This window comes from Burkholderia sp. BCC1993 (genome assembly GCF_905339865.1).
In the GTDB taxonomy this organism is placed as follows: domain Bacteria; phylum Pseudomonadota; class Gammaproteobacteria; order Burkholderiales; family Burkholderiaceae; genus Burkholderia.
On sequence record NZ_CAJPGZ010000002.1, the window covers coordinates 243,754 to 269,072 of the forward strand.

Below are 25,319 nucleotides of genomic sequence, written 5' to 3' on the forward strand. Positions count from 1 at the left end.
CCACACGCCGGTCATGTGGAAGACGAGATCCGCGTCGTCCGCGCGAGCCCGGCACGTGTGCCGGCCGATGCCGGTGGCCGGGGCCGTCATGACGGCCCCGGCCTTACAGGGTGCGGTATACGGAATCCACGCAGTACGTAACGAATCGCGTCGCGGAGTCAGCAAGTGAACGAGAACGCCCGCTTTTTTTCCGAAACGCTCCAGAGCCGGGATCCGGTGATCGCATCGGAGATCGCACTCGAACTGCGTCGCCAGCAAACCCAGATCGAACTGATCGCATCCGAAAACATCGCGTCGGCGGCGGTGCTGGAAGCACAGGGCACCGTGCTGACGAACAAGTACGCGGAAGGCTATCCGTCGCGGCGGTACTACGGCGGTTGCGACCATGTCGACCGGATCGAGGCGCTCGCGATCGATCGCGCGTGCGCGCTGTTCGACGCGAGCCACGCCAACGTCCAGCCGCATTCGGGCGCGCAGGCCAACGGCGCGGTGATGCTCGCGCTCGTCAAGCCGGGCGACACGGTGATGGGCATGTCGCTCGATGCGGGCGGCCACCTCACGCACGGCGCGCGGCCCGCGCTGTCGGGGAAATGGTTCAACGCGGTGCAGTACGGCGTGAACCCCGAGACGCTGCGCATCGATTACGACGACGTGCGCCGGCTCGCCGAGCGGCATCGTCCGAAGCTGATCATCGCCGGTTACTCCGCGTATCCGCGCGCGCTCGATTTCGCCGCGTTTCGCGAGATCGCCGACAGCGTCGATGCGAAGCTGATGGTCGACATGGCGCACATCGCCGGCATCGTCGCGGCCGGCCGGCATCAGAACCCGGTGCCGTTCGCCGACGTGGTGACGTCCACCACGCACAAGACGCTGCGCGGCCCGCGCGGCGGCTTCATCCTGACGAACCACGCCGAGGTCGCGAAGCAGATCGATTCGGCAGTGTTTCCGGGGTTGCAGGGCGGCCCGCTGATGCATGTCGTCGCCGGCAAGGCAGTGGCCTTTGCGGAAGCGCTGCGTCCGGAGTTCACCCGCTATATCGACCAGATGTTGCGCAACGCACAGGCGCTCGCGCACGTGCTGACGGCCGGCGGCCTGACGCTCGTCACGGGCGGCACCGACAACCACCTGCTGCTGGTCGACCTGCGCGCGCGGCGCATCACCGGCGCGCAGGCCGAGAAGGCGCTGGAGCGCGCGGGCATCACCTGCAACAAGAACGGGATTCCGTTCGATACGGAAAACCCGACCGTCACGTCCGGCATCCGGCTCGGCACGCCGGCCGGCACCACGCGCGGCTTCGGAACCGCGCAGTTCGAGCAGATCGGCGAAATGATCCTGGCAGTGCTGGCTGCGCTCGAGCGCGATCCGAGCGGCGACGAAGCGGTCGAGCGGTCGGTACGGACCCGCGTGCGCGACCTGTGCAGCCAGTTTCCCGTCTATGCGCACGCGGAGGCGTTCGCCTGATCCGGGAATCGGTCTGAACCTCGAACATCGTTCGGATCACGTAGTGAATCGATCGGCGTGGCTGCACGTATGCAGCGACGTACCGACGACGTTGTGTCGAATTGCCGGTTTCCTGCCTGACGGGCGGGAACCTGGTGCAACCACTTGATTGAGGAATCGAAAATGAGCTTCGAGGGCGTACACACTCCGCTGGTCACCCCGTTCGACGCGGACGGCGAAATCAACCACGAACTGCTGGGCCGGCATGCGGCCGATCTCGCGGGCCGGGTATCCGGCCTGGGCATCGGCGGGACGACGGGCGAATACTACGCATTGAGCTTCGACGAGCGCGTGCGCACGTTCGACACGGTCGCCGCGGCAGCCGGCGGCAAGGCGTTCCTGACCGCGGGCATCAACGCGACCACGACGAAGGAGGTGCTGCGCCTCGGCCGCGAAGCGAAGCGCGCGGGACTGAACGCGTTGCTCGTGGCGGCGCCGTACTACGCGCAGCCGACCCAGCAGGAACTGCTCGCGCACCTGCTCGCGGTCGACGACGCGCTCGACATGCCTATCATGCTGTACAACTTCCCGGCCCGCACGGGCACCGAAATCGGCGACGACATTCTCGAGACGCTGCTCGAGCGCAAGAACTTCGTCGCGATGAAGGAAAGCACCGGCGACATCGCGCATCTGCATCATCTGTCGACGCATTTCAGCGGCCGGCTCGTGCTGAGCTGCGGGATGGACGATCAGGCGCTCGAGTTCTTCGCGTGGGGCGCGCGCAGCTGGGTCGGCGGCGCATCGAACTTCCTGCCGGAAGCGCACACCGACCTGTTCGACGCATGCGTGAAGCGCGGCGATTTCGCGACCGGTCGCACGCTGATGGCCCAACTGCTGCCGGTGCTCGAACTGCTCGAGCGCAGCGGCAAGTTCATTCAGTACGTGCGCTACGGCTGCGAGCTGGCCGGGCTGCCGGTCGGCGTCGCGCGCGCGCCGCTCGGCGCGTTGTCGGGCGACGAGCGCGACGCGTTCGCGAAGCTCGTCAAGCCGCTGCTGCGCGACGGCCGGTAATCCATCATGGGCTCGACTCTGGAATTCGCGCGGTTTCCGGCGCCGGACGGGATGAACGGGTGGTGGGAGAGCCTTCCGCCCGCACTGGACGCCAATACCGTCAAGTCTGACAGCCGGTTCGACTGGGTCGTCGTCGGCGGCGGCATCACCGGGCTTTGTGCCGCGCGCCGGCTGGCGGAGCTGGCGCCCGGCGCGTCGATCGCGCTCGTGGAGGCCGACCGGATCGGCCGCACCACGTCCGGGCGCAATTCCGGATTCTTCGTCGATCTGCCGCACGACATCAGCAGCGAAAGCTACTCGCGCAGCATCGACGAGGATCGTGCGGACGTGCGGTTTCAGCGGCACGGCATCGACTATGTGCGCGAGATCGTGCGGCGTTTCGGCATCGACTGCGACTGGCGCGACGACGGCAAATTCCACGCGTCGGTCAACCGGAAGGGCGCGACCGCACTCGCGCATTTCGCCGACGGGCTGTCGCGCATCGGCGAAGCATTCGAATGGCTCGATCAGCCGGCGATCCAGGCCGTGACCGGCACCGGGTTCTACACGGGCGCGCTGTTCACGCCGGGCTGCAGCACCGTGCAGCCGGCGGCGCTGATGCGCGGGCTGGCGGCGACGCAACCGGCGAACGTGACGGTGTTCGAGCTCAGCCCGGTGACGCGGATCGAACCGCGCGGCGACACGCGCGTACTGCATTTCGCCGGCGGCACGATCGTCGCGAAGCAGGTGATCCTGTGCACGAACGCATACGCGGCGACCTTCGGCATGCATTCGAACGGCTTGCTGCCGGTCTATACGTTCGCGTCGCTCACGCGCCCGATGAACCCCGACGAAGTGGCGAGACTCGGCGGCACGCGCTCGTGGGCGCTGATTCCGGCCGATCCGATGGGCACGACGGTGCGGCGCCTGGTCACCGATCGCATTTGCGTGCGCAACCATTTCGCGTTCCGGCCGGACGTGAAACTGTCGCAGGCCGATCTCGCGAAGTCGCGGCATCTGCATCAGCGCTCGTTCGAGCGCCGCTTCCCGATGCTCGGCGGCGTCGAGCTCGAATATACGTGGGGCGGGCCGCTGTGCCTGTCCTCGAACAACGGTGCGCTGTTCGGCAGGCGCGACGACGGCCTCTACGAGGCGATCGGCTGCAACGGCCTCGGGCTGAGCCGCGGCTCGTCGTCCGGCAAGCTGATCGCCGAATACGCGCTCGGCGAATCGAACAGCCTCGTGCAGCAGTTGCTGAAGCAGCCGCATCCGCGTCCGCTGCCGGTTCGGCCGCTCGTCGACCTGGCCGTGTCGGCGACGATCTGGGCCAAGGAATTCTCGGCTGGTGCCGAGCTTTGATTTTTGAGGAAACGACATGACGACCCATCAGGATTGGAAACAGAAGGCGAACGCGTTGTCGCTCGACGGTCGCGCGTTCATCGCGGGGCAGCGCAGCGCGGCGGCGTCGGGTGAGACGTTCGCGACGCTCAACCCGGCGTCCGGCAAGGTGCTTGCCGAAGTGGCGCGCTGCAACGAACCCGACGTCGACCGCGCGGTCGCGGCCGCGCGCGACGCGTTCGAATCGGGCGTCTGGTCGAAGGCCGCGCCCGCGCACCGCAAGGCGGTGCTGCTGCGCGTCGCGCAACTGATCGACGAGCATGCCGAAGAGCTCGCGCTGCTCGAAGCGCTGGAAGCCGGCAAGCCGATCGGCGAATGCCTCGGGCTCGACATTCCCGAATCGGCCGCGTGCATTCGGTGGCACGCGGAGGTGACCGACAAGCGCTACGACGCGTTGTCGCCGTCCGGTGCGGGCGTCGTGAGCATGATCACGCGCGAGCCGATCGGCGTCGTCGGCGCCGTGCTGCCGTGGAATTTCCCGGCACTGATGCTCGCGTGGAAGATCGGCCCCGCGCTGTCGGTCGGCAACAGCGTGGTCGTGAAGCCGGCCGAGCAGACGTCGCTGTCGACGCTGCGGATCGCCGATCTCGCGCTGGAAGCCGGCGTGCCGCCGGGCGTATTCAGCGTCGTCACCGGGTTCGGCAGCGAGGCTGGGGAGGCGATCGGCCGCCATCCGGACGTCGATCTCGTCGCGTTCACCGGCTCGACCGCGACTGGCAAGCGGTTCCTGCACTATTCGGCCGATACGAACCTGAAGCGCGTCGTGCTCGAATGCGGCGGCAAGAATCCGCAGGTGATCCTGCCGGACGTCGCGAACCTCGACGCGGTGGCCGAGCAGGCGGTCGCGGCCGCGTTCTGGAACATGGGCGAGAACTGCAGCGCCGGCTCGCGGATCCTCGTTCCGTCGAACCGCAAGGCGGAACTGCTGGAAAAGGTCCAGGCGGTGCTCGCCGGGTGGAAGACGGGCGACCCGCTCGACCCGGACGTGAAGCTCGGCGCGCTGATCGAACAGAAGCATTACGAGAAGGTGCTCGGCCATATCGAACAGGCGAAGGCGGAAGGCGCGCGCGTGGTATGCGGCGGGCGCGCGATCCTCGCGGAGACGGGCGGCTGGTTCGTCGAACCGACGATCTTCGATCAGGTGACGCCGGAGATGAGCATCGCGCGCGACGAGGTGTTCGGGCCGGTCGTGTGCTTCATCGAATACGACGACGTCGACGACGCGGTGCGGATCGCGAACGATACGTGCTACGGGCTGGCTGCGTCGCTGTGGACCGACAACGTGAACAGCGCGCACAAGGTTGCCGCACGGATTCGCGCGGGAACGGTCACGGTGAACTGCTTCGGCGAAGGCGACCTGTCGACGCCGTTCGGCGGCTTCAAGCAGTCGGGGTTCGGCGGCCGCGACAAATCCGTGTACGCGCACGATCAATACTGCGAGCTGAAGACGACCTGGCTGAAGCTCGACTAAGTGGGGCGCGCCGCGCACGCTGCACCCCGGGCCCGCGCGGCCCAGGCTGCAGGTTGTGGCGAAACCGTTTCGGCGGCTTGTCGAGCCGCCGATCGGCTGCGATGTTGTCCTGCACCATGTCGCGCGAGCATGGCCAGCGGCCGATCGGCCGGAGAGAATGGCGCACGCGGCGCGCGACAGAACGAACGACGCTACGCCGCGTCGGCATCACGTATGGTGCGCTGCGCTCCCGCGCCGCGCAGTGGCCCGGCGTGGGGGCGGATGGGCGGCACCAACGTGCGCCTTGCAGTCCCCGTCAGCGCTTCCGATAATGGCGACGCAGTGCACAATCGATCAAGAATGGCGTCATCGCGACGCCGCCCGGCCGACTCGCAAGCCGTAATATTCAGATAATCGAAAGGCTTGCGATGAGCCTGCTCGCAGGCAGCCGATGGGGACTGTCGTCGACGGGTGCGCCGACGCCGCATCCGACCTCCGTTTTGAGAGTGAAAGCCATGTTGAAGAAGCAATTGTTTGCCGACCGACTTCTCGCGCAGATGCCGTCGCTTCGCGCGCTGCGGTGCTTCGTGACGGCGGCGCGCTACGAGAGCTTCACCCAGGCGGCCGAGGTGCTGTGCGTGACGCAGGCCGCGATCAGCCGGCAGATCAAGGAACTCGAGGATTCGCTCGACGTTGCGCTGTTCGAGCGCACCGGCCGGCATATCGCGCTGACGGATGCGGGGCGCGTCCTCTACAACGCGTCGTACCTGTCGATCATGAACATCGCCGAGGCGGCGGAGGCGGTGCGCCGCACCGACAGGCACGCGCTGATGATCTGCGTGTCGCATACGTTCTCGGCGCTCTGGCTGTCGTCGCGGCTGCCCGCGTTTCGCGAGCAGTTTCCGGATATCCGGCTGAACGTGATCGTCACCGAGCACTTCATGGAACTCGACGGGCTCATCGAGCCCGACGTGATCATCACGAAGAACCCGCCGCGCGAGCCCGAGTTCGAAGTCGAGCCGCTGTTTCACGACATCGTGTATCCGGTGTGCAGCCCGTCCTTTCACGAACGCCATTTTCGCGGCCGATCGCTGAAGCCGCTGGATCTGCTGTCGTGCCCGACCCTGAACCTGTCGATGCTCGGCCGCGCGCAGGTGTGCGAGCACGTCGACTGGCGCGTGTGGCGCAACTGGTTCCAGCAAGGCGACGGTACCGACACGCTGACCGAGAACAAGTATCTGGAAAGCAACGACTACCGGCTGCTCGTCGCACAGGCCGAGGCCGGCGAGGGGACGCTGCTGGGCTGGCATCACCTCGTGCACCGGCAGATCGAGCAAGGCATCCTGGTGCGTCCGGTACAGGACGTGCTGGTGTTCCGCGATCGCCATCACTATCTGATCACGCAGCGGAATGCGCAGCCGCGCGAGGAATACCGGCTGTTCCGGAAGTGGCTGGGCGACGAGGTCGGCGTGATGATGCGCGGCTGGCTCGATGCCGGGGTCGAGACCGGTCAATAGCACGCTGCCCCCGCACCACGCGTTCGTCAGATGAAACCTGCGTTGTCACCGCCCAAAGGCTATCGCCGTCTGATCCCGTCCGTGACGGCGCTCGTCGAGTTCGAGGCGGTCGCCCGCCTCGGCAGCTTCACGCTGGCCGCGCACGAACTCGGCGTCACGCAGGCCGCGGTGAGCCGGCAGATCAAGTTCCTCGAGGAACTGCTCGGCACGCGCCTGTTCCATCGGCTGCATCGCTCGATCGAACTGACCGACGAGGGGGCGGCGCTGTACCGGGTGATGGCCGAGTCGATGCAGAAGATCGCCGGTGTGTTCGACCGTCTGACGAGCGGCCCGATCCGGCAGGAACTCGTCCTCGCGGCGACCTCCGCGTTCTCGCATTTCCGGCTGCTGCCGCGGCTTGCCGCGCTGAAGGCCGCACAGCCCGAGTTGCAGCTTCGTCTCGCGACGCTGATGTTCACCGCCGATTTGCGCCACAACGAAATCGACATCGCGGTGCGCTACGGGAACGGTCGCTGGGCCGACGGCACCGCGATCCGCCTGTTCGACGAAGAAGTCTTTCCCGTCTGCTCGCCGGCCTGGCTGCAGCAGCACGGCGCGCCGGAATCGCTGGCGGAACTCGCCGCCGTCGCGCTGGTGGAGTCCGATTCGACGTCGGAGGGCTGGATGGGGTGGGAGGCATGGTTCCATGCCGCCGGCTTCCGGCCCGACCGGTTGAATTACGCGCTGCGCTGCAGCCTGTACACCGATGCGATCGACGCCGCGCGCTATGGTCATGGTGTCGCGCTCGGCTGGGGGCGGCTCGTTTGCAACCTGCTCGACGCAGGGGAGTTGGTGCGAATGCCGGTGGCGTCCCTGCAGATGACGGACGCCTATTACATCGTGGTGCCGCACGGGAAGACGATCACGCCGGCGATCGACGGCCTCGTCGACTGGCTGCGCGCGGACGTCAGGCAGGACTGACGCAGGCACGCCGGCAGACTTTCGCGGCGATTTCCGCTCCGTCCGCTTCGCATGATCCCAGGTAATACCAGAACGAAAATAAAGCGCGTTGACGCTCCTTTTCGGCAATCCAATACTGAAATCGACGCGGAACATTCGAAGCCGCACGATTTCACGAACCCTGGATTGGAGAAAGACGATGTCCGAAGTACAAGTCAAGACGCATGGCGACCTGATCCGCAGCCGCCAACCGGGCCACGGGATGCCCGGCGAGCTGTGCGGCCGTCAGGACGTCTTCGAAACGGATGTCGAGATATTCTTCCGGAAGCACTGGATCCTGGTCGGCGTGACGGCCGACGTTCCGGAGCCCGGCGACGTGTCGACCGTCGACATCGGCAAGTCGTCGATCCTCATCGTGCGCGACGACGACGAGAACGTCCGGACCTACCGGAACGTGTGCCGTCACCGCGGCGCGCGCCTGAAGGAGGTCGGGAAGTCGACCGTCGGAATGCTCGTGTGTCCTTATCATCAATGGACGTACGACCTCGATGGCACGCTGCGCCACGCGACGCACATGGGCAAGGATTTCGACACGACCTGCCGCAGCCTGATTCCGGTGAAGACGCGCATCATCGGCACGCACATCTTCGTGTGCCTCGACGACGATGCGCCCGAGGACATCACGAAGCTCGAGGATACGATGGCGCCGCGCTTCGCGCCGTACGACCTGCGGCATACGAAGATCGCGTTCGAGCAGGAGATGGTCGAGCACGGCAACTGGAAGCTGGTGATCGAGAACAACCGCGAGTGCTATCACTGCGCGGGCACCCATCCCGAGCTGACTGCGTCGTTCCTGCCCGAGGATTTCGGCTTCTGCCCGGAAAACCTCACGCAAGAGCAGCTTCAGGCGTTCGAGGAATACCAGACGCGCAACGCCACCTGCCAGGCGAACTGGGCGCGCGAAGGCTTCGTCGGCTCGACCGTCGAATGGCTCGATGAGGATGCCGTCACGCAGTTCAGGACGCAGCAGCTCGTGATCGCCGGCGCGGGCGAATCGCAGACGATGAGCACGAAGGTGGCGAGCACGAAGCTGTTCGGCAACCTGCAACGGCGCGATCTCGGCGATACGCACCTGTGGACGCACAATTCGTGGACCCACGTGATGAGCGACCACGCGGTGATTTCGTACATCATCCCGCTCGCACCGGACAAGACGCTCGTGCGCACGAAATGGCTCGTCCATGCCGACGCGGTCGAAGGTGTCGATTACACGCTGTCGGATCTGACCGAGGTATGGGTCGCGACGAATACGCAGGACAAGCACCTCGTCGAGATCACGCACGCGGGCACCCAGGATCCTGCGTATGCGCCGGGCGTGTTCTCGCCGTTCACCGAGGCTTACGTCGACCGGTTCTCGCGCTGGTATGGCGCGCGGTTGAGCGCGCACGGGATCTGATGGAGGCGGGACGTGCCGGGAGGGTGATTTCGGATCCTTTTGCAGCGGTGTGCGATGCCGGCCGATTGACGTTGACCTCTCCTGGCCCATCGGTCCGCTCGGCCGACCGGCCACGGCTCGCGGGATTTCAGAATTGAAACTTCGATTCCATATCTGAGCCGGTACGAGGCCGGGCTGCGCGCCCGAGCCTCATCCATCAACGCCGTCCGTTCGGTATCCGAGGTGGCCTGCTTCTTGCCTCTACGAGACGACATGCTCGATGTCCTCTCGTCTGACCGGTCTTTCCCGACGAAACGAGCCACACAGCGCGAGAGGCGACCCGCTTTTCAATCGTAAGGTGAATGCAATGACTGGCTACGGCAAACGAAACACGGTTTCCAGGAACGATGCGCGTCGCGTTGCGCGCGAACGCGCGGCGGAAGCGGATCGATCCGCGCCGACGCGCGAATCGTCCGGTGAGCGACGCCGCGATGCGAACTGGGCATGGGCCAAGGGAACGGCAGGCTACGACTGGATGGATCACGCACCGCTGTTCGATCACCGCGATTGATCCTGTCGCGAGCGCGGGTCGTGCCACGGGCTCGCCGTGGTTCGGCCGACGACCGGCCGGCGAGCCGGTCCCTTATTTCCGGTTGGTCGGCTGGATGCTATTCGTCGTCGCGATGTCGATAGCGGTCATCCGGCGATCTGGCGAACATGTCGACTGGCGAAAGCCGCGACGATGCAACCGCGAATGACCGACGCGACGATCCGCACGCCGCCCAATGAAGCAGGCGGGCGGAGCACGGCGCGTCGGCGAACTCAATTCAACCATTCACTATCCATGGCCGCCGTGACGCCTACCCCCATCCAGTCCATCCTGATCGCGAACCGCTCGGAAATCTCGATCCGCGTGATGCGTGCCGCCGCCGAACTGAACATGCGTACGGTGGCGGTGTATTCGAAGGAAGACCGCCTCGCGCTGCATCGCTTCAAGGCGGACGAGAGCTACCTGATCGGCGAAGGCAAGAAGCCGCTCGCCGCGTATCTCGACATCGACGACATCCTGCGCGTCGCGCGGCTGGCAAAGGTCGACGCGATTCATCCGGGCTACGGTTTCCTGTCGGAGAACCCCGATTTCGCGCAGGCCGTGATCGACGCCGGCATTCGCTGGATCGGCCCGTCGCCGGACGTGATGCGCACGCTCGGCAACAAGGTGGCCGCGCGCAACGCGGCGATTGCGGCGGGCGTGCCGGTGATGCCGGCGACCTCGCCGCTGCCGGACGACCTCGAAGCCTGCAAGGCGCTGGCCGCGGAAGTCGGCTATCCGCTGATGCTGAAGGCGAGCTGGGGCGGCGGCGGACGCGGGATGCGCGTACTGGAAAGCGCTCAGGACCTCGAAACACTGCTGCCGGTCGCGCGCCGCGAAGCACTGGCCGCGTTCGGCAACGACGAGGTGTACGTCGAGAAGCTCGTGCGCAATGCGCGGCACGTCGAGGTGCAGGTGCTCGGCGACCTGCACGGCACGGTCGTGCATCTGTACGAGCGCGACTGCACGGTGCAGCGGCGCAACCAGAAGGTCGTCGAACGCGCACCGGCGCCGTATCTCGATCACGACGGCCGGCAGGCGCTGTGCGAATCCGCGCTGCGCCTGATGCGCGCGGTCGGTTACACGCATGCGGGCACCGTCGAATTCCTGATGGACGCCGACACCGGCCAGTTCTACTTCATCGAGGTGAACCCGCGCATCCAGGTCGAGCACACGGTGACCGAGATGATCACCGGCATCGACATCGTGAAGGCGCAGATCCGCATCACGGAAGGCGGCCAGATCGGCCTCGCCGAGGACGCGACGGACGGCGACGGCACGCTCGTCGCGCGCGCGGCCGGCGTGCCGGAACAGCACGCGATTCCGCTGAACGGCAACGCGTTGCAATGCCGGATCACGACCGAGGATCCGGAGAACGACTTCCTGCCCGACTACGGGCGGCTCACGGCCTATCGCAGCGCGGCGGGCTTCGGCGTGCGCCTCGACGCCGGCACCGCCTACGGCGGCGCGGTGATCACGCCGTACTACGACTCGCTGCTGGTCAAGGTGACGACCTGGGCGCCGACGGCCGCCGAATCGATCCACCGGATGGATCGCGCGCTGCGCGAGTTCCGGATCCGCGGCGTCACGTCGAACCTGCAGTTCCTCGAGAACGTGATCAATCACCCGGCCTTCATCGCGGGCGACGTGACGACGCGCTTCATCGACAGGACGCCGGAACTGCTCGCATTCGCGAAGCGCGGCGATCGCGCGACGAAGCTGCTGCGCTATCTCGGCGAGCTGAACGTCAACGGCAATGCGGAGATGAGCGGCCGCACGCTGCCGGCATTGCCGCTGCCGAAACCCGTGCTGCCGAAGGTCGATACGGCGGTGGCGATTCCGGCCGGCACGCGCGATCGATTGCGCGAACTGGGCCCGGAGAAATTCGCGCGCTGGATGCTCGACCAGAAGCAGGTGCTGCTGACCGACACGACGATGCGCGATGCACACCAGTCACTGTTCGCGACGCGCATGCGCACGGCCGACATGCTGCCGATCGCGCCGTTCTACGCGCGCGAGCTGTCACAGCTGTTCTCGCTCGAATGCTGGGGCGGCGCGACCTTCGACGTCGCGCTGCGCTTCCTGAAGGAAGACCCGTGGGAGCGCCTCGCGCTGCTGCGCGAACGCGTGCCGAACATCCTGTTCCAGATGCTGCTGCGCGGCTCGAACGCGGTCGGCTACACGAACTACGCGGACAACGTCGTGCGCTTCTTCGTGCAGCAGGCCGCAAGTGCGGGTGTCGACGTGTTCCGCGTGTTCGACTCGCTGAACTGGGTGCGCAACATGCGCGTGGCGATCGATGCTGTCGGCGAGAGCGGGATGCTGTGCGAAGGCGCGATCTGCTACACCGGCGACCTGTTCGACACGTCGCGTTCGAAGTACGACCTCAAGTATTACGTCGGCATCGCGCGCGAGCTGCAGCGGGCCGGCGTGCACGTGCTCGGCATCAAGGACATGGCCGGCATCTGCCGCCCGCAGGCGGTCGCGACGCTCGTGAAGGCGCTCAAGGAAGAAACCGGGCTGCCCGTGCATTTCCATACGCACGACACGAGCGGGATCGCCGCGGCGTCGGTGCTCGCGGCGGTCGGTGCGGGCTGCGACGCGGTGGACGGTGCGCTCGACGCGATGAGCGGGCTCACGTCGCAGCCGAACCTGTCGAGTATCGCGGCGGCGCTGGCCGGCAGCGAACGCGATTCCGGGCTGGATCAGGATCGCCTGCACGAAGCGTCGATGTACTGGGAAGGCGTGCGCCGTTATTACGCGCCGTTCGAATCGGAGATCCGCGCGGGCACGGCCGACGTCTACCGTCACGAGATGCCCGGCGGCCAGTACACGAACCTGCGCGAGCAGGCGCGCTCGCTCGGCATCGATCATCGCTGGACCGAGGTGTCGCGCGCGTATGCGGACGTCAATCGCCTGTTCGGCGACATCGTGAAGGTCACGCCGACGTCGAAGGTGGTCGGCGACATGGCGCTGATGATGGTCGCGAACGACCTCGGCGTGGACGACGTGCGCAATCCGGACAAGGACATCGCGTTCCCCGAGTCGGTCGTGTCGCTGTTCAAGGGCGAGCTGGGCTTCCCGCCCGACGGCTTCCCGGCGGACCTGTCGCGCAAGGTGCTCAAGAGCGAACCGCCGGCGCCGTATCGTCCCGGCGACCAGCTTGCGCCGGTCGATCTCGACGCGGCACGCAAGCAGGCCGAGACCGCGTGCGAGCGCCCGCTCGACGACCGGCAACTCGCGTCCTACCTGATGTATCCGAAGCAGACGGTCGACTATTACGCGCACGTGCGTGCGTACAGCGATACGTCGGTCGTGCCGACGCCGGCGTTCCTGTACGGACTGCAGCCGCAGGAGGAAGTGGCGATCGACATCGAGCCGGGCAAGACGCTGCTCGTGTCGCTGCAGGGCCAGCATGCGGATGCGCAGGACGGCATCGTGAAGGTGCTGTTCGAGCTGAACGGCCAGTCGCGTTCCGCGCTGGTCGAGCAGAAGAGCGTCGTGCAGGCGGGCAAGGAGCGTCACGGCCTGCAGCGCGCCGATCCGGCCAATCCGCTGCATGTCGCCGCGCCGATGCCGGGCTCGGTGGTCACGGTTGCCGTGCAGCCGGGGCAGCGTGTGTCGGCCGGCACGACGCTGATCGCGCTCGAGGCGATGAAGATGGAAACGCACATCGCGGCGGAGCGCGACTGCGAGATCGCGGCCGTGCATGTGAAGCCGGGTGAGCGAGTCGCGGCGAAGGATCTGCTGATCGAGTTGAAAGACCCGGCGCAATGAGGGGTGCCGCGATCGGCCGTGCGTGGTGACCGGGCAGGGAATCGCAACCGGCACGCCACCTGCCGGGGAGGCGTGCCGAACCCTTCGGTGATGGCTGCCCGCACGTCGTTACCCGCCGGCGCGCAGGCAGCCGGCCCGCGCCCGTGCATGTGCACGAGCCGGGCGCCGGCCTTCAAAGCGGCCTGGCCTTCGTCTCCGGCAACAGCAGAACCGCCAGCAGCACCACGCCATAGGCCGCGCCGGAAAAGATCGCGATGGCCTGCGCGAGGCCGAGCGAGTGGCTCAGCATCCCGACGAGGCTCGGGAACAGCGCGCCGATTCCGCGACCGAAGTTGTACGTGAAGCTCTGCGCATTCGCGCGGACGTTCGACGGATACAGTTCCGTCAGGTAGGCGCCGACCCCGCTGAAGATTCCGCATGAAGAGAAACCCAGCGGAAAGCCCAGCCACAGCATCTGCGCGTTCGAAAGCGGCAGCGTCAGGTACAGGCACACCGACACGAGGGACAGTACCGAAAACAGCATGAAGTTGCGTCGCCGTCCCCACGCGTCGGAAAGATACGCGCCGACGACATATCCACAAAACGACCCGACGATGATCACGAACAGATAAGCGCTGGTGTCGAGTACGGACAGGTGTCGCTCGATCTTGAGGAAGGCCGGCAGCCAGGTCGACATCGCATAGAAGCCCCCCTGAATGCCGGTGCACAGCAGCGCCGCCAGCACCGTGCGTCGTGCCTGCGAACGCGAGAAGATGGCCCACACCGACGGCCGGCTCGCGCCTCGTTTCCGGGCGGCGTCCACCTGCACGAATACTTCCGGCTCCGGCACGTGCTTGCGTATGTACAGCACGAGCAAGGCGGGCACGATGCCCACCCAGAACAGGCTGCGCCAGGCCAGCGACTCGGGCAGGACGGAAAACGCGATGCTGTAGAGAATCGCCGCGCAGCCCCAGCCGATGGCCCAGCCGCTCTGCACCAGGCCGACCGCCTTGCCGCGATGTGCGGGCGCGACGATTTCGCCGATCAGCACGGCGCCCACGGCCCATTCGCCGCCGAAGCCGAGCCCCTGCAACGCGCGCAGCACGAAGATCTGCTCGAAGTTCTGCGCGAATCCGATCGCCAGCGTGCAGACCGAGAACCACAGGATGGTCCCCTGCAATACCCTGACGCGCCCGTAGCGATCCGCCAGGATGCCGGCAATCCAGCCGCCCACGGACGAGAAGATCAGCGTGACGGTGCTCAGCAGGCCGGCCTTGCCGCGATCGAGGCCCCACAGGTCGATCAGCGAAGCCAGCACGAAGCTGAACACCATGAAATCGAACGCATCGGTCGCCCAGCCGGCGAACGACGCCTTGAACGCCCGCTTTCCGGCGGGATCGAGCGCCCCGTACCAGGACAAGCGCGGGACGGTTCGCAGTGAAGCTGCCTCGGCATTTCTTGTTGACGTCATTGTTTTGTTCGCGGGGTAGGAACGGCTCTATCGAGACCCGGACGGCGGTGTGCCGGTCGCGAGCGCGCGACGCACGACGTCCGGGGTGGCCGGGGCTTCGCGGATGCGCACGCCGGTCGCGTGATGGATTGCATTCAGGATGGCCGCGGCCGTGGGAACCAGTGCCGGCTCGCCGATGCCCTTCGCTCCGTACGGGCCGATGGCCGTCGGCGCCTCGATGAAGATCGACTGCACGTCGGGCATGTCGTGCACCGTCGGAATCACGTAGTCATGCAGATTGTTGTACTGGCCGGGGTGATATTTCTCCATCAGCGCCATGCCGATGCCTTGCGCTACCGCGCCCTCGACCTGTCCTTCGAGCAGCGTCGGATTGACCATCCTGCCGACGTCGTGCGCGGCCACGACCTTCAGTACGCGCACGCGCCCGCTCTCGCAGTCCACCGCGACTTCGGCCATCTGCGCGCCGAACGCATAGGTTGCGTAAGGCGTGCCTTGCCCCGACGCGTCGAGCGACGTCGTCGGCGGATCGAAGCTCTCTTCGGCCGCGATGACGTAGCCGTGGGCATCGACCGGCAGCGTGTGCAGATCGAGTGGTTTGCCGTCGACTGCCATGCCGCGCGTATCGAGCGAAAGCCGCGCATCAGGCGCCGCGCCCGCAAATGCAAGCAGGCGGTGGCGCAGCGTCGTGCCGGCAAGGAAGGCTGCCCGACCGGTGATGAAAGTCTGGCGCGACGCCGACGTGCGGCCGCAATCGGGTGACAGCGCGGTGTCCGGGCCGACGAACTGCAGGCAGTCGACCGGTACGCCCAGCGCATCGGCGGCGATTTGCGGGATGACGGTGTTCGCGCCCTGGCCGGCGTCCACCGCACCCTGGTGCAGGACGATCGTGCCGTCGGGCCGGATGCCGAAGCGGACGGTCGACGGGTTCGGCAATGCGGTGTTGCCGCAACCATAGAAGAACGCTGCCAGGCCGACGCCATGGCGAATGTGGCCCGGCGATGCCGCATTCAGTGTCGCGATCCGGGCATGGGCGTTACGCCACGCCGGGCGCAGCGCGTCGAGGCATGCGACGAGGCCCACGCTGTCATCGAGGACTTGCCCCGTCGGCAGCGTGTCTCCGGGGCGCAGCGCGTTCATCGCGCGGAACTCGAGCGGATCGATGCCGGTCGTGAACGCCAGCTCGTCGATCAGTTGCTCCTGCGACATCGTCGTCTGCGGCACGCCGAAGCCGCGGAATGCGCCCGCCGGCGTGACGTGCGTATGAACCGCGCGCGCCCGCGCCGTGTAGTGGGGAATCACGTACGGGCCGCCGGCATGTACCGGTACGCGGTTTGCGACCGCCGTGCCCCAGGACGCGAACGCGCCGGTATTGAAATCGCCGTCGAACGTCACCGCGCGGAGGCGGCCATCGGCATCGGCAGCCATGCTGGACGCCATGCGGCCGGGATGGCGCTTGGTCGACGTGGCCATCGATTCCTCGCGCGACAACGCCATCGCGACGGGCCGGTCAAGATGCCAGGCCGCGATCGCGAGCAGCGGCTGGACCGTCATGTCGAGCTTGCCGCCGAAGCCGCCGCCGACCGCGGTCGCCACGACGCGCACCTGCTCCGGCGGGACGGCGAGAATGCGAGCGAGATCGCCGCGATGCGGATGCGGCGCCTGCGTGGACGAATGGATTTCGACGGTGTCGCCTACGCGGCGTGCCCAGCCGGCCTCGGGCTCGAGGTACGCGTGCTCGACGAAACTCGATTCGAACGTCGCGCTGACGACGTGACGGGCGTCTTGCGTTGCGCGCTCCGGGTCGCCGCGGCGCACCAGTCCCTCGATCAGCACGTTGCCGGGGCGATCGGCGTGCAGTTGCGGACTGCCGTCCCGCACGGCATCGGCGATCGCGAGAACCGGTTTCAGCGGTTCCCACTGCACCGGGAAACGGTCCAGGTCGAGCGCCGCAATCGCGGCGCGCTCGCCAACCACCAGCGCGACCGCCTCGAGATGGTGGCGCGTCTCGGTATCCGGAAGGACGGGCTGGTCCGCGTAGGGCGTCGCGACGCCGTGCAGGTTCATGCCGGGTACATCGGCGTGGGTGAGAACGCGATGCACGCCCGGATGGGTGTCGACGAATGCGGCAAGGTCGCCGAACACGAAACGCGCGCGGTGATGCGGGCAACGGACCGCGCGCAGGAACAGGCTGTCGGCCGGATAGTCGTCGGCGCCGAAGCGCTGGCTGCCGTCGACCTTCCCGGGGCCGTCGAGACGCGTCAGCGGGACGCCGACGGAAGGCCCTTCGGACGGTGCGGGCGTCGGGCATCGCGCGGCGCCGCCGCATCCCGCTTCGGTCACCGCGTCGACGATCTTCTGGTAGCCCGTGCAGCGGCACAGCACGCCTTCGATGGCGGCCCGCGCATCGGCGCGGCTGCTCACCTGGCCGGCGTCGATTGCCGCCGCCGCTGCCGTGAGCATGCCGGGTATGCAGAAGCCGCATTGCACGGCCTGATGGGCGAGAAACGCTTGCTGCAGGCGACTGCCGCACCCGGTGCCTTCGGCGAGGCCTTCGACGGTGACGACGCGGCGACCCGCGACCTGCCCGACCGGAACCAGGCACGCGTAGCGCGCGTCGCCGTCGACGATCACCGTGCAGCTGCCGCAGTCGCCCTGGCGGCAACCTTCCTTGGTGCCGAACTGACGCAGGTCCGCGCGCAGATGGTCGATGAGCCGCTGCGAGTGGTCTGCCGGCAGGCTTCGCCGCATGCCGTTGAGTTCGAACCAGTCGGGTTCCGGCGATGCCGGCGCGCTGCCGCCCACGGCGGCTTCGCGTACGTCGGCAAGCTGGTCAGGCAGGGGATGCGCCACGTGCGTTCTCCTCGATGCAGCATGTGAAAGCGCGCGCGATCGCCACCCGCGCAAGATGAATGCGATGCAATGCCGTGGCCCGGCAGTCGTCGACCGGCGACAGTTCCGCAAGCGGCGCCGCCGCGATCACGTCGGCCAGTTCGTCGTACCGCCGGCCCGCGAGCGCAGTCTCGAGCACCCGCAACCGGCGCGCAACGTCGGATGCGCCGCCGACGGCAACGGCAGCCGCCTCTATCGTACCGTCCGTGCGCGCGCGTAGCTGCGCGGCGGCCGAAACGACGGCGATCGCCGCACCGTCGCGATTCGTGCACTTGATGAACGATGAGCGGTCGTGCGCACGCGGTTGCGCAAACAGCACGGCCACCAGCAGTTCGTCGGCATGCAGCGCGGTCCGGCGGGGGCCCGGCAGGAACTCGGCCAACGACAGGCGGCGCACGCCGCGCACGCTCGCCAGCTCGACGCGCGCGTCGAGCGCCAGCAGCGCGGGGATGCCGTCCGCCACGGGAGACGCGTGGCACACGTTTCCGCCGATCGTGCCCTGGACGCGTATCTGCCGGGGCCCGATGGAAGCGGCCGCTTCCGTGAGTGCCACGGGCAGCCAGGTCGTCCGGGCGATGGTTTCCCAGGTGCTTGCCGCACCGATGCGGATGATGCCGTCGTGCCGGGCGATGCCGTGCAGCGCGTCGACGCGGCTGATATCCAGCCATGCCGACCGGGCGGGCACGAGCCCGATATCGGCAAAGACATCGGTGGCCCCGCACACGATGCGCGGCCGCGGCTGGGCCGCAAGCGTGCCGAGGACTGCCTCGATGGTGTCTGCGCGAAGATAGTTCATCGCAAGGGTGTCCGCATCTTCATGATTACGCGGGGCGACTTCAGTACCCGCACACGCTCATTCGTCGATCGACGCGTCCTTGCGGACGACCCGCAGCACGCTGTCGATCACGAACGTCTCCCAACGACGCACGGCATCCGGCGCATTCAGTTCCTCGCCGAGGAACGCGGACAACGTGTGGCGGTTCGACGTATAAAAATACGCTGCCGAGATGATCAACAGGAAGACGTCCCGCGCATTCAGTTCCTTGCGGAACAGCCCCTGTTCGGCACCGTTTTCGAGAATCTTCGCGACGATCTGCACCGCGTGAGACGAGTATTCGCCCCGGCGCTCGAGCCTGGACAGGTGCTTGCCCTTGTGCAGGTTCTCCGTGTTGAGCAGCGTGATGAAATCGGGATTGCGCCAATAGTAGTCCAGCTTGAAGCGAATCACGGACTTGAGCGCTTCAACGGGCGCCGAAGGATCGGGCGCCATCTTGACTTCCGCCTCGTCCATCCGTCGATAGATGCCTTCGAGCACCGCGACGAACAGGCCCTCCTTGCTCCCGTAATAGTAGTAGATCATTCGGTCATAGGACTTCGCCAGCCTGGAAATCCTTTCCACGCTGCCGCCTTCGTAGCCGTAGCGCGCGAAGACCTTGGTCGCCGCGCGCAGGATCTTGTCGCGCGTTTCCTGTGCCGCAGCCTCCCGGACACCGGTGCCACGCACAGCCTTGCCTTTTGTTGCTTGAGTCATACCGCTCCTATGACGGCCGGCAACCTGGCCATGCCGCCTGAGAAAAACGTGCAATAGCGGAATTCCTCGACTTTCGTACAGGGAGCGCTACATGAATTTCGCATTCTACGGAACTCTTGGTGTGTCTGCAACAAAACATAAATTCATTGCAAATTCAATGACTTGAATTTTTGCGGTTCGACCGACTGGCCCGCCTGAAGAACGAATGACCGATATCTTCATATTTTTATTTCGAGAAAGTACTGCTACCATTCGTTTGTGGAGTACTCACTACATGAAATGTTGATTTCAGGTTGACAGAGGCCGATGCCCGGTAAGCAGGAGATAGACCAATGAACAACGAACTCGACGATTCCTGCAGCGCTGTCGCTGCGCGGACTACCTGGAAAGCGCTCTCCGACGCGAGCGGTCCCGAGATGACGCCGGTCTTCGAGGAACTCATGTCGCAATCGCTGCTCGCGCTCGACATGCATGTGTTGCGGCATGTCTCCCATGCGATGGCGAACGAGGTTCCGCCCGCGACCCGCGTCGGGAAATTGCTCGAGGCGGCGATACAGGGCACGGCGGCGACCTGGGGCGTGCTTGCGGTCGTGCGCGAAGGCGGCTGGGAGGGGGCCGCCTTCGCGGCGGCGGCACATGCGCAGGATCCGGATCTCCTGCCGGCCGACCGGTTGCCGGTCCCGATCATTGCCGCCGCCGTACACCTGCGTAACGGGCTGGTGCTGCGCGATGCCTGCGCCGCCGACCATTGGCGCACCGACGACTATGTGCGACGTCGCAAGCCGCGCTCGGTCATCTGCGTGCCGATACGGTGCAATGGCGCATTGATGGGCGCGCTGTATCTGGAGCACGGGGACATGCCGGGCCTTTTCACGCCGGCGAACACGGCGTTGGTCGAGATCATTGCGCTGCATGCAGGGTTCGTTCTGGAGAACCTGCGTCTTCGCGACGAGCTTGCCGCGCAGCACGCACGCCTGCTCAGCACCGAAGCCACGATGCGCGACTCGCTGTCCGAAATGGATCGCGCCAGCCGACTGACGGCATACGGGGAACTGGCGGCCTCGATCGTGCACGAGGTCGTCCAGCCCGTCACGGCGATCGACACTTCCGCGCGCGCCGGGCTGAAATGGCTCGACCGCGGCGCGCCGAACATCGAAGCCGCGCGAGAGATGCTCGCCCACATCTGTGCATGCGCGGTGCGTGCGCGGACCATCATCAGCGCACTGCGCGCGAAGGCGCGGCATGCGGCGCCGGTGTTCGCCGTGTTCGATTTCGCGGATGCGCTCGGCGAGGCAGCGGAGATACTGGAAAGCACGCTGGACACGATGAAGGTGAGCTTGCGCGTCGACGGATGCGCGTCGCCGATGCCGATGCATGGCGAACGAATCCAGCTGCAGCAGGCCATCATCAGCCTGCTGATGAATGGCGCGGAAGCCATGATCGGGACACCTGAAGACAAGCGCGTCATCGTTCTGACATGTGAATCTGCGCAGAACCTTCTGCGCATTCGTATCGATGACAACGGCGATGGCTTCGATCCCCGGCTGGAGAAACGCCTCTTCGAACCGCTGTTCACCACCAAACCTCATGGCATGGGAATGGGGCTGTCCATCTGCAAGTCGATCGTGGATGCACACCATGGACAGCTGGAGCTGACGCCTCGCCCGGAGGGCGGAACCCGGGCAACGGTCACGTTGCCGCTTTTCTCCATGTGAACGCGCGCCGACCGGTGCGCGTTGCGGGAAAGGGGATGCGCACGCGGTGACGGAACGGATGCCTATACAAACGTATGAGGCGACTTATGCCGACGCGTCATACGGCTAGCTTCAGATGCTATGGATCGTGCGGATGCGGCGCCTTATGCTCGTCCTACCGGTGCACGAATCGCATGTACGACGGCTCGGCCGACAGGTCATCCGGTCGGATTCACGAGGCGGCCCGGACGTGATTCGTGCGCATCGCGGTGATGCAGGTCGCCGGACTGCTGCTTGTCGATTCAATACCAGATCTCCAAGGAACCCATCATGACACTCCGACAAATCGTCGTAACCGGCGGCCTGGCCGTCGTCCTGACTGCCTGCCTGAACCTGCAAGCGTTTGCAGACGAACGGCCCGATACGACCGGCGCAGATGCTGCCGTCGCGTCGACCCCGCCGAGCGGTACATCGAAAAAGTCGGTGCGTGCGGCCAATCGCACGTTCTCGCGGTCGGTCCAGAAGGCGCTGTCCCACACCAAGGGGCTGGAAGGGAAGCCGATCACGGTGTTCGGCAACGCGTCGACCGGGCGGGTGACGCTGGCAGGCCAGGTCGAAAGCGAAGACCAGGACCATCTGGCGGTCGAGGCGGCGCGCAAGGTGCGCGGCGTCACGTCGGTGAACAGCCGGATCACGTTGCGCCCCGAAGGCGGCGCTTGAGCGACGGGCGGACGCACCGGCGGGCCGATGGCCGGTAGCGGCGGCATGGGTGCGTCCGCTTTCACACGACCGACACGATTGGATGGGAGATGCGTGATGGCGACACTGCACGAAGCGGACATCGTGATTCGCACGTTGATCAATGTCCTCGATCCTTCGCTGGAACAACGCGACGCCTGCCTGCAAGCGCAGCGCATGCGCTACAAGTCGCGCCGCTTCGGCCTGCGTCCATGCGACGACACCGATGCGCTCGCGCGGGCCGAGCCGCTTTCCGCGATCGCGGTGATCGAGCGCCTTTCGTCCTCCATGATCAGCGTTTCATGGAGCGACTCGCGTTCGGGACGGTATACCGAACAGATCTGGTGCAGCAGCAGGGCGCGCGCGCCGGCGGTCTGCGCGCTGACCGGAGACGCAATAGAACGCGGCGATCGCGTGTTTCGCCCGCGAGCGGGCGATGTTTGCCTGAGCGCCAACCGGCAGCGGATGATTCTTGCCGCGCCCATTCAGCAATGCATCGACGCATCCGTACCCGGCATGATCGCATCGGGCGCGTGAGCGCGCGCCGCACCGGCGGTGGCCGAGCCTAGGTCGACGAGACCGTCACGACGATCAGTGCCGCACCGCGAAGCCGCTCGGCCAGGTCGAAGTGGGCAGGGCGCTCGCGCCACCAGCGTGCGAACCCGCTGCGCGCACGGTGTCCGACGACGACCAGGTCCGGGCGGGTAGTCAGCGCATGTGCGGCGACGGCATCGGCCGTGCGTCCGAACCGCACGAAGCCGCGCGCGACGATGCCGTCGTCCGCCAGTTTGCCGACCGCGCGTTGAAGTTCGTCGCGCGCAAATTCCTCGAGGCGATGGTGGGCGAGATCGCTGAGCAGTCCGGCCGACTGAGCGTTCGCGGTGACGGGGTCGACTATGGCGACGACGTCGACGGCGGCGGACAGTGCCCGAGACAGCGCCGAACATCGCGCCAGGGCAGCCTGTGCCTCATCGGTTCCGTCGTAGACGAGTAGCATTCTGGAAAGCGCTGACATGTTTCGTATCGAGTGGTAAGGGCCCGGTCGCATACGCCGCAACGGATGCGATTGCCCTTACTGAACACGCGACGCGCGTCATTTATTCCAGTGCCGGCCGCGAGTGTCCGCGACGGTGGCGCGCGGCGCAGGCCGGCGTGAACCGACCGGCCCGCGACAGCGGCCATCAGCAGCGGGTTGCGGATTCGACGAAATCTCGCGGCTGCATGCGCGATGCGCCGGATGTATCGAGCGTGATGCGGATTGCCTTGCGCGCGCGCGAAATCCGGCTCATGACGGTGCCGACCGGTATGTCGAGCGTGGAGGCCACCTCCTGATAGCTGAGCCCGTCGATGCTGACGAGCAGCAGGGCGATGCGCTGGGGTTCCGGCAACCGCTCGACGGCATCGACGATCTGGCGGACGGCCAGGCCGGTTTCGGACGCGGAGCGGGGGTCGGCGACCGTCTCTATCAATGCATCGCTCCAGTCGAGCAGCAGGCGGTCGCGACGATTGTGTCGGCGCAATTCGTTGAGCCATATCGAATGGATGATCGAGAACACCCAACTTGACGGCGACGTGTCGGAACGCAGTTGATGCGCCCGTTCGAGGGCGCGAATGCATGCGCGCTGCACGAGCTCTTCCGCATCGTATCGATTCCCGGTCAACCGCACCGCGAACGACCGGAGGCGCGGCAGCATATCGGGAAGCATCGTTGAAAATTCGGTTTGCGTCATTGGCTGGCGGGCGTGCCCCGATACCTCGGGCGAAATGCAGTGACGGCCCGGGCGCTGGCGAGGATGCCGGCGGTGCCCCGCCTGTGCCGGGCCGGACAGGAAGACCGGCGTTCAATGCCCGGAGTAGAGTTTCCTGAGGGCCTCGAGCTCGCCGCTCTGTCGCGCCGCCGCGAGTTCCTGGCGTACTTCCGTGCGGGTCTTCGCCATCGGCGCGACCGGCGCCCATTGAGTTGAAGCCTGCGCATCGTAATTTCCGGCGACCGAATCGGCGGGGGACGCCGCGTAGGCCGATGCAGACAGCGCAAGCGTGGCGAAGGCGAAGGCAAAGGCGATTTTCGAAGTGTTCATGTCGGGCTCCTGGAGATGGATGGATCGAAACGTGTCTACGGAACCCGATGTCGTCGAGAGCCCGCACGGGCCTGTCGGGCAGCGGTTGTCATCAGATTCCGTCGTGCATGTATTGGGCGCCGCGCAGGTATCTCGCGTGTGTCCGGGCCGCGGCGTTTTGCAAAGTCATGTATCCATGCAGCAGCCCGACACATTCGGATACGAATGCAGGCGCGGCGACGGGTAACGGGTGCGAAAGCGAGGCAGTTTTCGTGGACGATGTTCATGTCCGGTCTCGCGCCAGGTCCGATGCCGGAGCGGCGGCCCTGCTCGTGACGAGATCGAAGCGGCGGATGAACGGCCGACGCGGGGCCCGCAGTTGCATCGACGAATTGCGACTGGAATAATCGGAACGTTCGCGTGTTTTCAGGAGTGCCGGCAGAGGGCATCGCGATCGTCGGGGGCAGCGTCGGCTATGCCGCTGCGAACCGGTGTGCGCGACCGTCGTCGTGCCGAGCGCCGATCCGTGAACGGGACACCGGTCGGCGCACGGCGCGATGACCGCGCCGAGCGCCGCGATGGCTTCGAGCCGCCACGCGGCCATCCCAGTACATTCACAAGCGAATATCTCAATGCCCGACACCAGAATGCCCACCGTGGCGCCTTCATCCGGGGACCGGAACGGACGTGTCGTCTACGTGGTCGATGACGACGAATTCGTGCGGGCCGCGCTGATCAGCCTGCTGCGCTCGATCGACCTGGAAGTCTGCGGATTTGCGTCGACCGAAGAGTTTCTCGCGGCGACGAAGGGCACGGGACCGTCGTGTCTCGTGCTTGACGTGCGGTTGCGCGGGCAGAGCGGGATCGCGTTCCAGAAGTCGATGGTCGAGAACGGCGGTCCGCTGATGCCGATCATCTTCATGACGGGGCACGGTGACATCGCGATGACGGTGAAGGCGATGAAGGCCGGCGCGATGGATTTTCTGACCAAGCCATTTCACGACCAGGAAATGATCGATGCGGTGGTCGCGGCGCTCGACCGCGACGCGAAACGGCTGAAGGCCAGCCAGTCGCTTCGGGATCTGCGCGAATGCTGGGAATCGCTGACGCCACGTGAGCGCGAGGTGCTGCAACACGTCGCGACGGGCCTGATGAACAAGCAGGTCGCGGGCAACATGGGGATTGCGGAGATCACGGCCAAGATCCACCGCGGTACGGCGATGCGAAAGATGGAGTGCCGGTCGGTCGCCGAACTGGTGCGCAAGATGAGTGCGCTCGGCGTCGAGCTGCCCGCGCGCTAGCGGCGGCCCGCGAACGCGATTGCATGCGCGCGAACGCCGCGCTCTGTCTCCTCGGGAAGCCGAT

20 protein-coding genes are annotated in these 25,319 nt (G+C 66.3%); 13 read left to right on the forward strand and 7 right to left on the reverse strand.

The features are described 5' to 3' along the window. Positions 1–165 precede the first annotated feature (165 nt). The 9 genes from glyA to U4Y91_RS03960 all read left to right on the forward strand — a co-directional run bounded on the left by glyA (position 166) and on the right by U4Y91_RS03960 (position 13,595). Positions 166–1,461 (forward strand): serine hydroxymethyltransferase, encoded by a 1,296-nt coding sequence (glyA, locus tag U4Y91_RS03920; RefSeq protein ID WP_321803435.1) that lies wholly within the window; start codon positions 166–168, stop codon positions 1,459–1,461. A gap of 162 nt (positions 1,462–1,623) precedes the next feature. Beyond that, complete coding sequence (locus U4Y91_RS03925; protein WP_321803437.1) at positions 1,624–2,511, forward strand: dihydrodipicolinate synthase family protein; 888 nt, start codon at positions 1,624–1,626, stop codon at positions 2,509–2,511. A gap of 6 nt (positions 2,512–2,517) precedes the next feature. Further along, complete coding sequence (locus U4Y91_RS03930) at positions 2,518–3,849, forward strand: FAD-binding oxidoreductase (protein ID WP_321803439.1); 1,332 nt, start codon at positions 2,518–2,520, stop codon at positions 3,847–3,849. A 16-nt stretch (positions 3,850–3,865) separates the two neighbouring features. After that, positions 3,866–5,359: an aldehyde dehydrogenase gene (locus tag U4Y91_RS03935; protein ID WP_321803440.1), complete on the forward strand. Its 1,494-nt coding sequence runs from the start codon at positions 3,866–3,868 to the stop codon at positions 5,357–5,359. Between the two features lie 494 nt (positions 5,360–5,853). Beyond that, entirely contained in the window at positions 5,854–6,855 is a 1,002-nt protein-coding gene (locus tag U4Y91_RS03940) for a LysR substrate-binding domain-containing protein (RefSeq protein WP_321803441.1), read from the forward strand. A gap of 30 nt (positions 6,856–6,885) precedes the next feature. Beyond that, on the forward strand, positions 6,886–7,815 hold the full coding sequence (locus tag U4Y91_RS03945; RefSeq protein WP_321803443.1) for a LysR substrate-binding domain-containing protein: 930 nt from the start codon (positions 6,886–6,888) through the stop codon (positions 7,813–7,815). 178 nt (positions 7,816–7,993) lie between these two features. Further along, on the forward strand, positions 7,994–9,250 hold the full coding sequence (locus U4Y91_RS03950) for an aromatic ring-hydroxylating dioxygenase subunit alpha (protein WP_321803445.1): 1,257 nt from the start codon (positions 7,994–7,996) through the stop codon (positions 9,248–9,250). Positions 9,251–9,509: 259 nt separating this feature from the next. Continuing rightward, the gene (locus tag U4Y91_RS03955) at positions 9,510–9,800 is read left to right on the forward strand and encodes a hypothetical protein (protein WP_321803447.1); all 291 of its coding nucleotides are present in this window, start codon (positions 9,510–9,512) and stop codon (positions 9,798–9,800) included. 273 nt (positions 9,801–10,073) lie between these two features. Next, a complete protein-coding gene (locus U4Y91_RS03960) occupies positions 10,074–13,595 on the forward strand; it encodes a pyruvate carboxylase (RefSeq protein WP_321803449.1) in 3,522 nt (1,173 codons plus the stop codon). A gap of 172 nt (positions 13,596–13,767) precedes the next feature. Here U4Y91_RS03960 and U4Y91_RS03965 read toward each other — a convergent pair whose 3' ends face one another. The 4 genes from U4Y91_RS03965 to U4Y91_RS03980 are packed head-to-tail and all read right to left on the reverse strand — an operon-like array spanning position 13,768 to position 19,465. Continuing rightward, positions 13,768–15,045 (reverse strand): MFS transporter, encoded by a 1,278-nt coding sequence (locus U4Y91_RS03965; protein ID WP_321803451.1) that lies wholly within the window; start codon positions 15,043–15,045, stop codon positions 13,768–13,770. A 27-nt stretch (positions 15,046–15,072) separates the two neighbouring features. Continuing rightward, positions 15,073–17,895 (reverse strand): molybdopterin-dependent oxidoreductase, encoded by a 2,823-nt coding sequence (locus U4Y91_RS03970; protein ID WP_321803452.1) that lies wholly within the window; start codon positions 17,893–17,895, stop codon positions 15,073–15,075. Beyond that, entirely contained in the window at positions 17,876–18,730 is an 855-nt protein-coding gene (locus tag U4Y91_RS03975; protein WP_321803454.1) for an FAD binding domain-containing protein, read from the reverse strand. Before U4Y91_RS03975 ends, U4Y91_RS03970 begins: the two co-directional genes overlap by 20 nt. A 57-nt stretch (positions 18,731–18,787) precedes the next feature. Continuing rightward, positions 18,788–19,465, reverse strand: coding sequence for a TetR family transcriptional regulator (locus U4Y91_RS03980; protein WP_321803770.1), 678 nt, complete (start codon positions 19,463–19,465; stop codon positions 18,788–18,790). A 332-nt stretch (positions 19,466–19,797) separates the two neighbouring features. On the opposite strand from U4Y91_RS03980, the gene U4Y91_RS03985 reads away from it, so the two are divergent. The 3 genes from U4Y91_RS03985 (at position 19,798) to U4Y91_RS03995 (ending at position 22,434) form a co-directional block, all read left to right on the forward strand. After that, the gene (locus U4Y91_RS03985; protein ID WP_321803456.1) at positions 19,798–21,180 is read left to right on the forward strand and encodes a sensor histidine kinase; all 1,383 of its coding nucleotides are present in this window, start codon (positions 19,798–19,800) and stop codon (positions 21,178–21,180) included. A 309-nt stretch (positions 21,181–21,489) separates the two neighbouring features. Continuing rightward, positions 21,490–21,879, forward strand: a complete 390-nt coding sequence (locus tag U4Y91_RS03990) for a BON domain-containing protein (RefSeq protein WP_321803771.1) — start codon at positions 21,490–21,492, stop codon at positions 21,877–21,879. Positions 21,880–21,975: 96 nt separating this feature from the next. Next, entirely contained in the window at positions 21,976–22,434 is a 459-nt protein-coding gene (locus U4Y91_RS03995; RefSeq protein ID WP_321803457.1) for a DUF3331 domain-containing protein, read from the forward strand. Between the two features lie 28 nt (positions 22,435–22,462). On the opposite strand, the gene U4Y91_RS04000 is transcribed toward U4Y91_RS03995, so the two are convergent. The 3 genes from U4Y91_RS04000 to U4Y91_RS04010 form a co-directional block, all read right to left on the reverse strand. Then, the gene (locus U4Y91_RS04000) at positions 22,463–22,894 is read right to left on the reverse strand and encodes a universal stress protein (RefSeq protein WP_321803773.1); all 432 of its coding nucleotides are present in this window, start codon (positions 22,892–22,894) and stop codon (positions 22,463–22,465) included. Positions 22,895–23,078: 184 nt separating this feature from the next. Next, a complete protein-coding gene (locus U4Y91_RS04005) occupies positions 23,079–23,627 on the reverse strand; it encodes an RNA polymerase sigma factor (RefSeq protein ID WP_321803459.1) in 549 nt (182 codons plus the stop codon). Between the two features lie 111 nt (positions 23,628–23,738). Continuing rightward, on the reverse strand, positions 23,739–23,975 hold the full coding sequence (locus tag U4Y91_RS04010) for a DUF4148 domain-containing protein (protein WP_321803461.1): 237 nt from the start codon (positions 23,973–23,975) through the stop codon (positions 23,739–23,741). 611 nt (positions 23,976–24,586) lie between these two features. Here U4Y91_RS04010 and U4Y91_RS04015 point away from each other — a divergent pair. Beyond that, the gene (locus U4Y91_RS04015; RefSeq protein WP_321803775.1) at positions 24,587–25,255 is read left to right on the forward strand and encodes a response regulator transcription factor; all 669 of its coding nucleotides are present in this window, start codon (positions 24,587–24,589) and stop codon (positions 25,253–25,255) included. Positions 25,256–25,319: the final 64 nt, after the last annotated feature.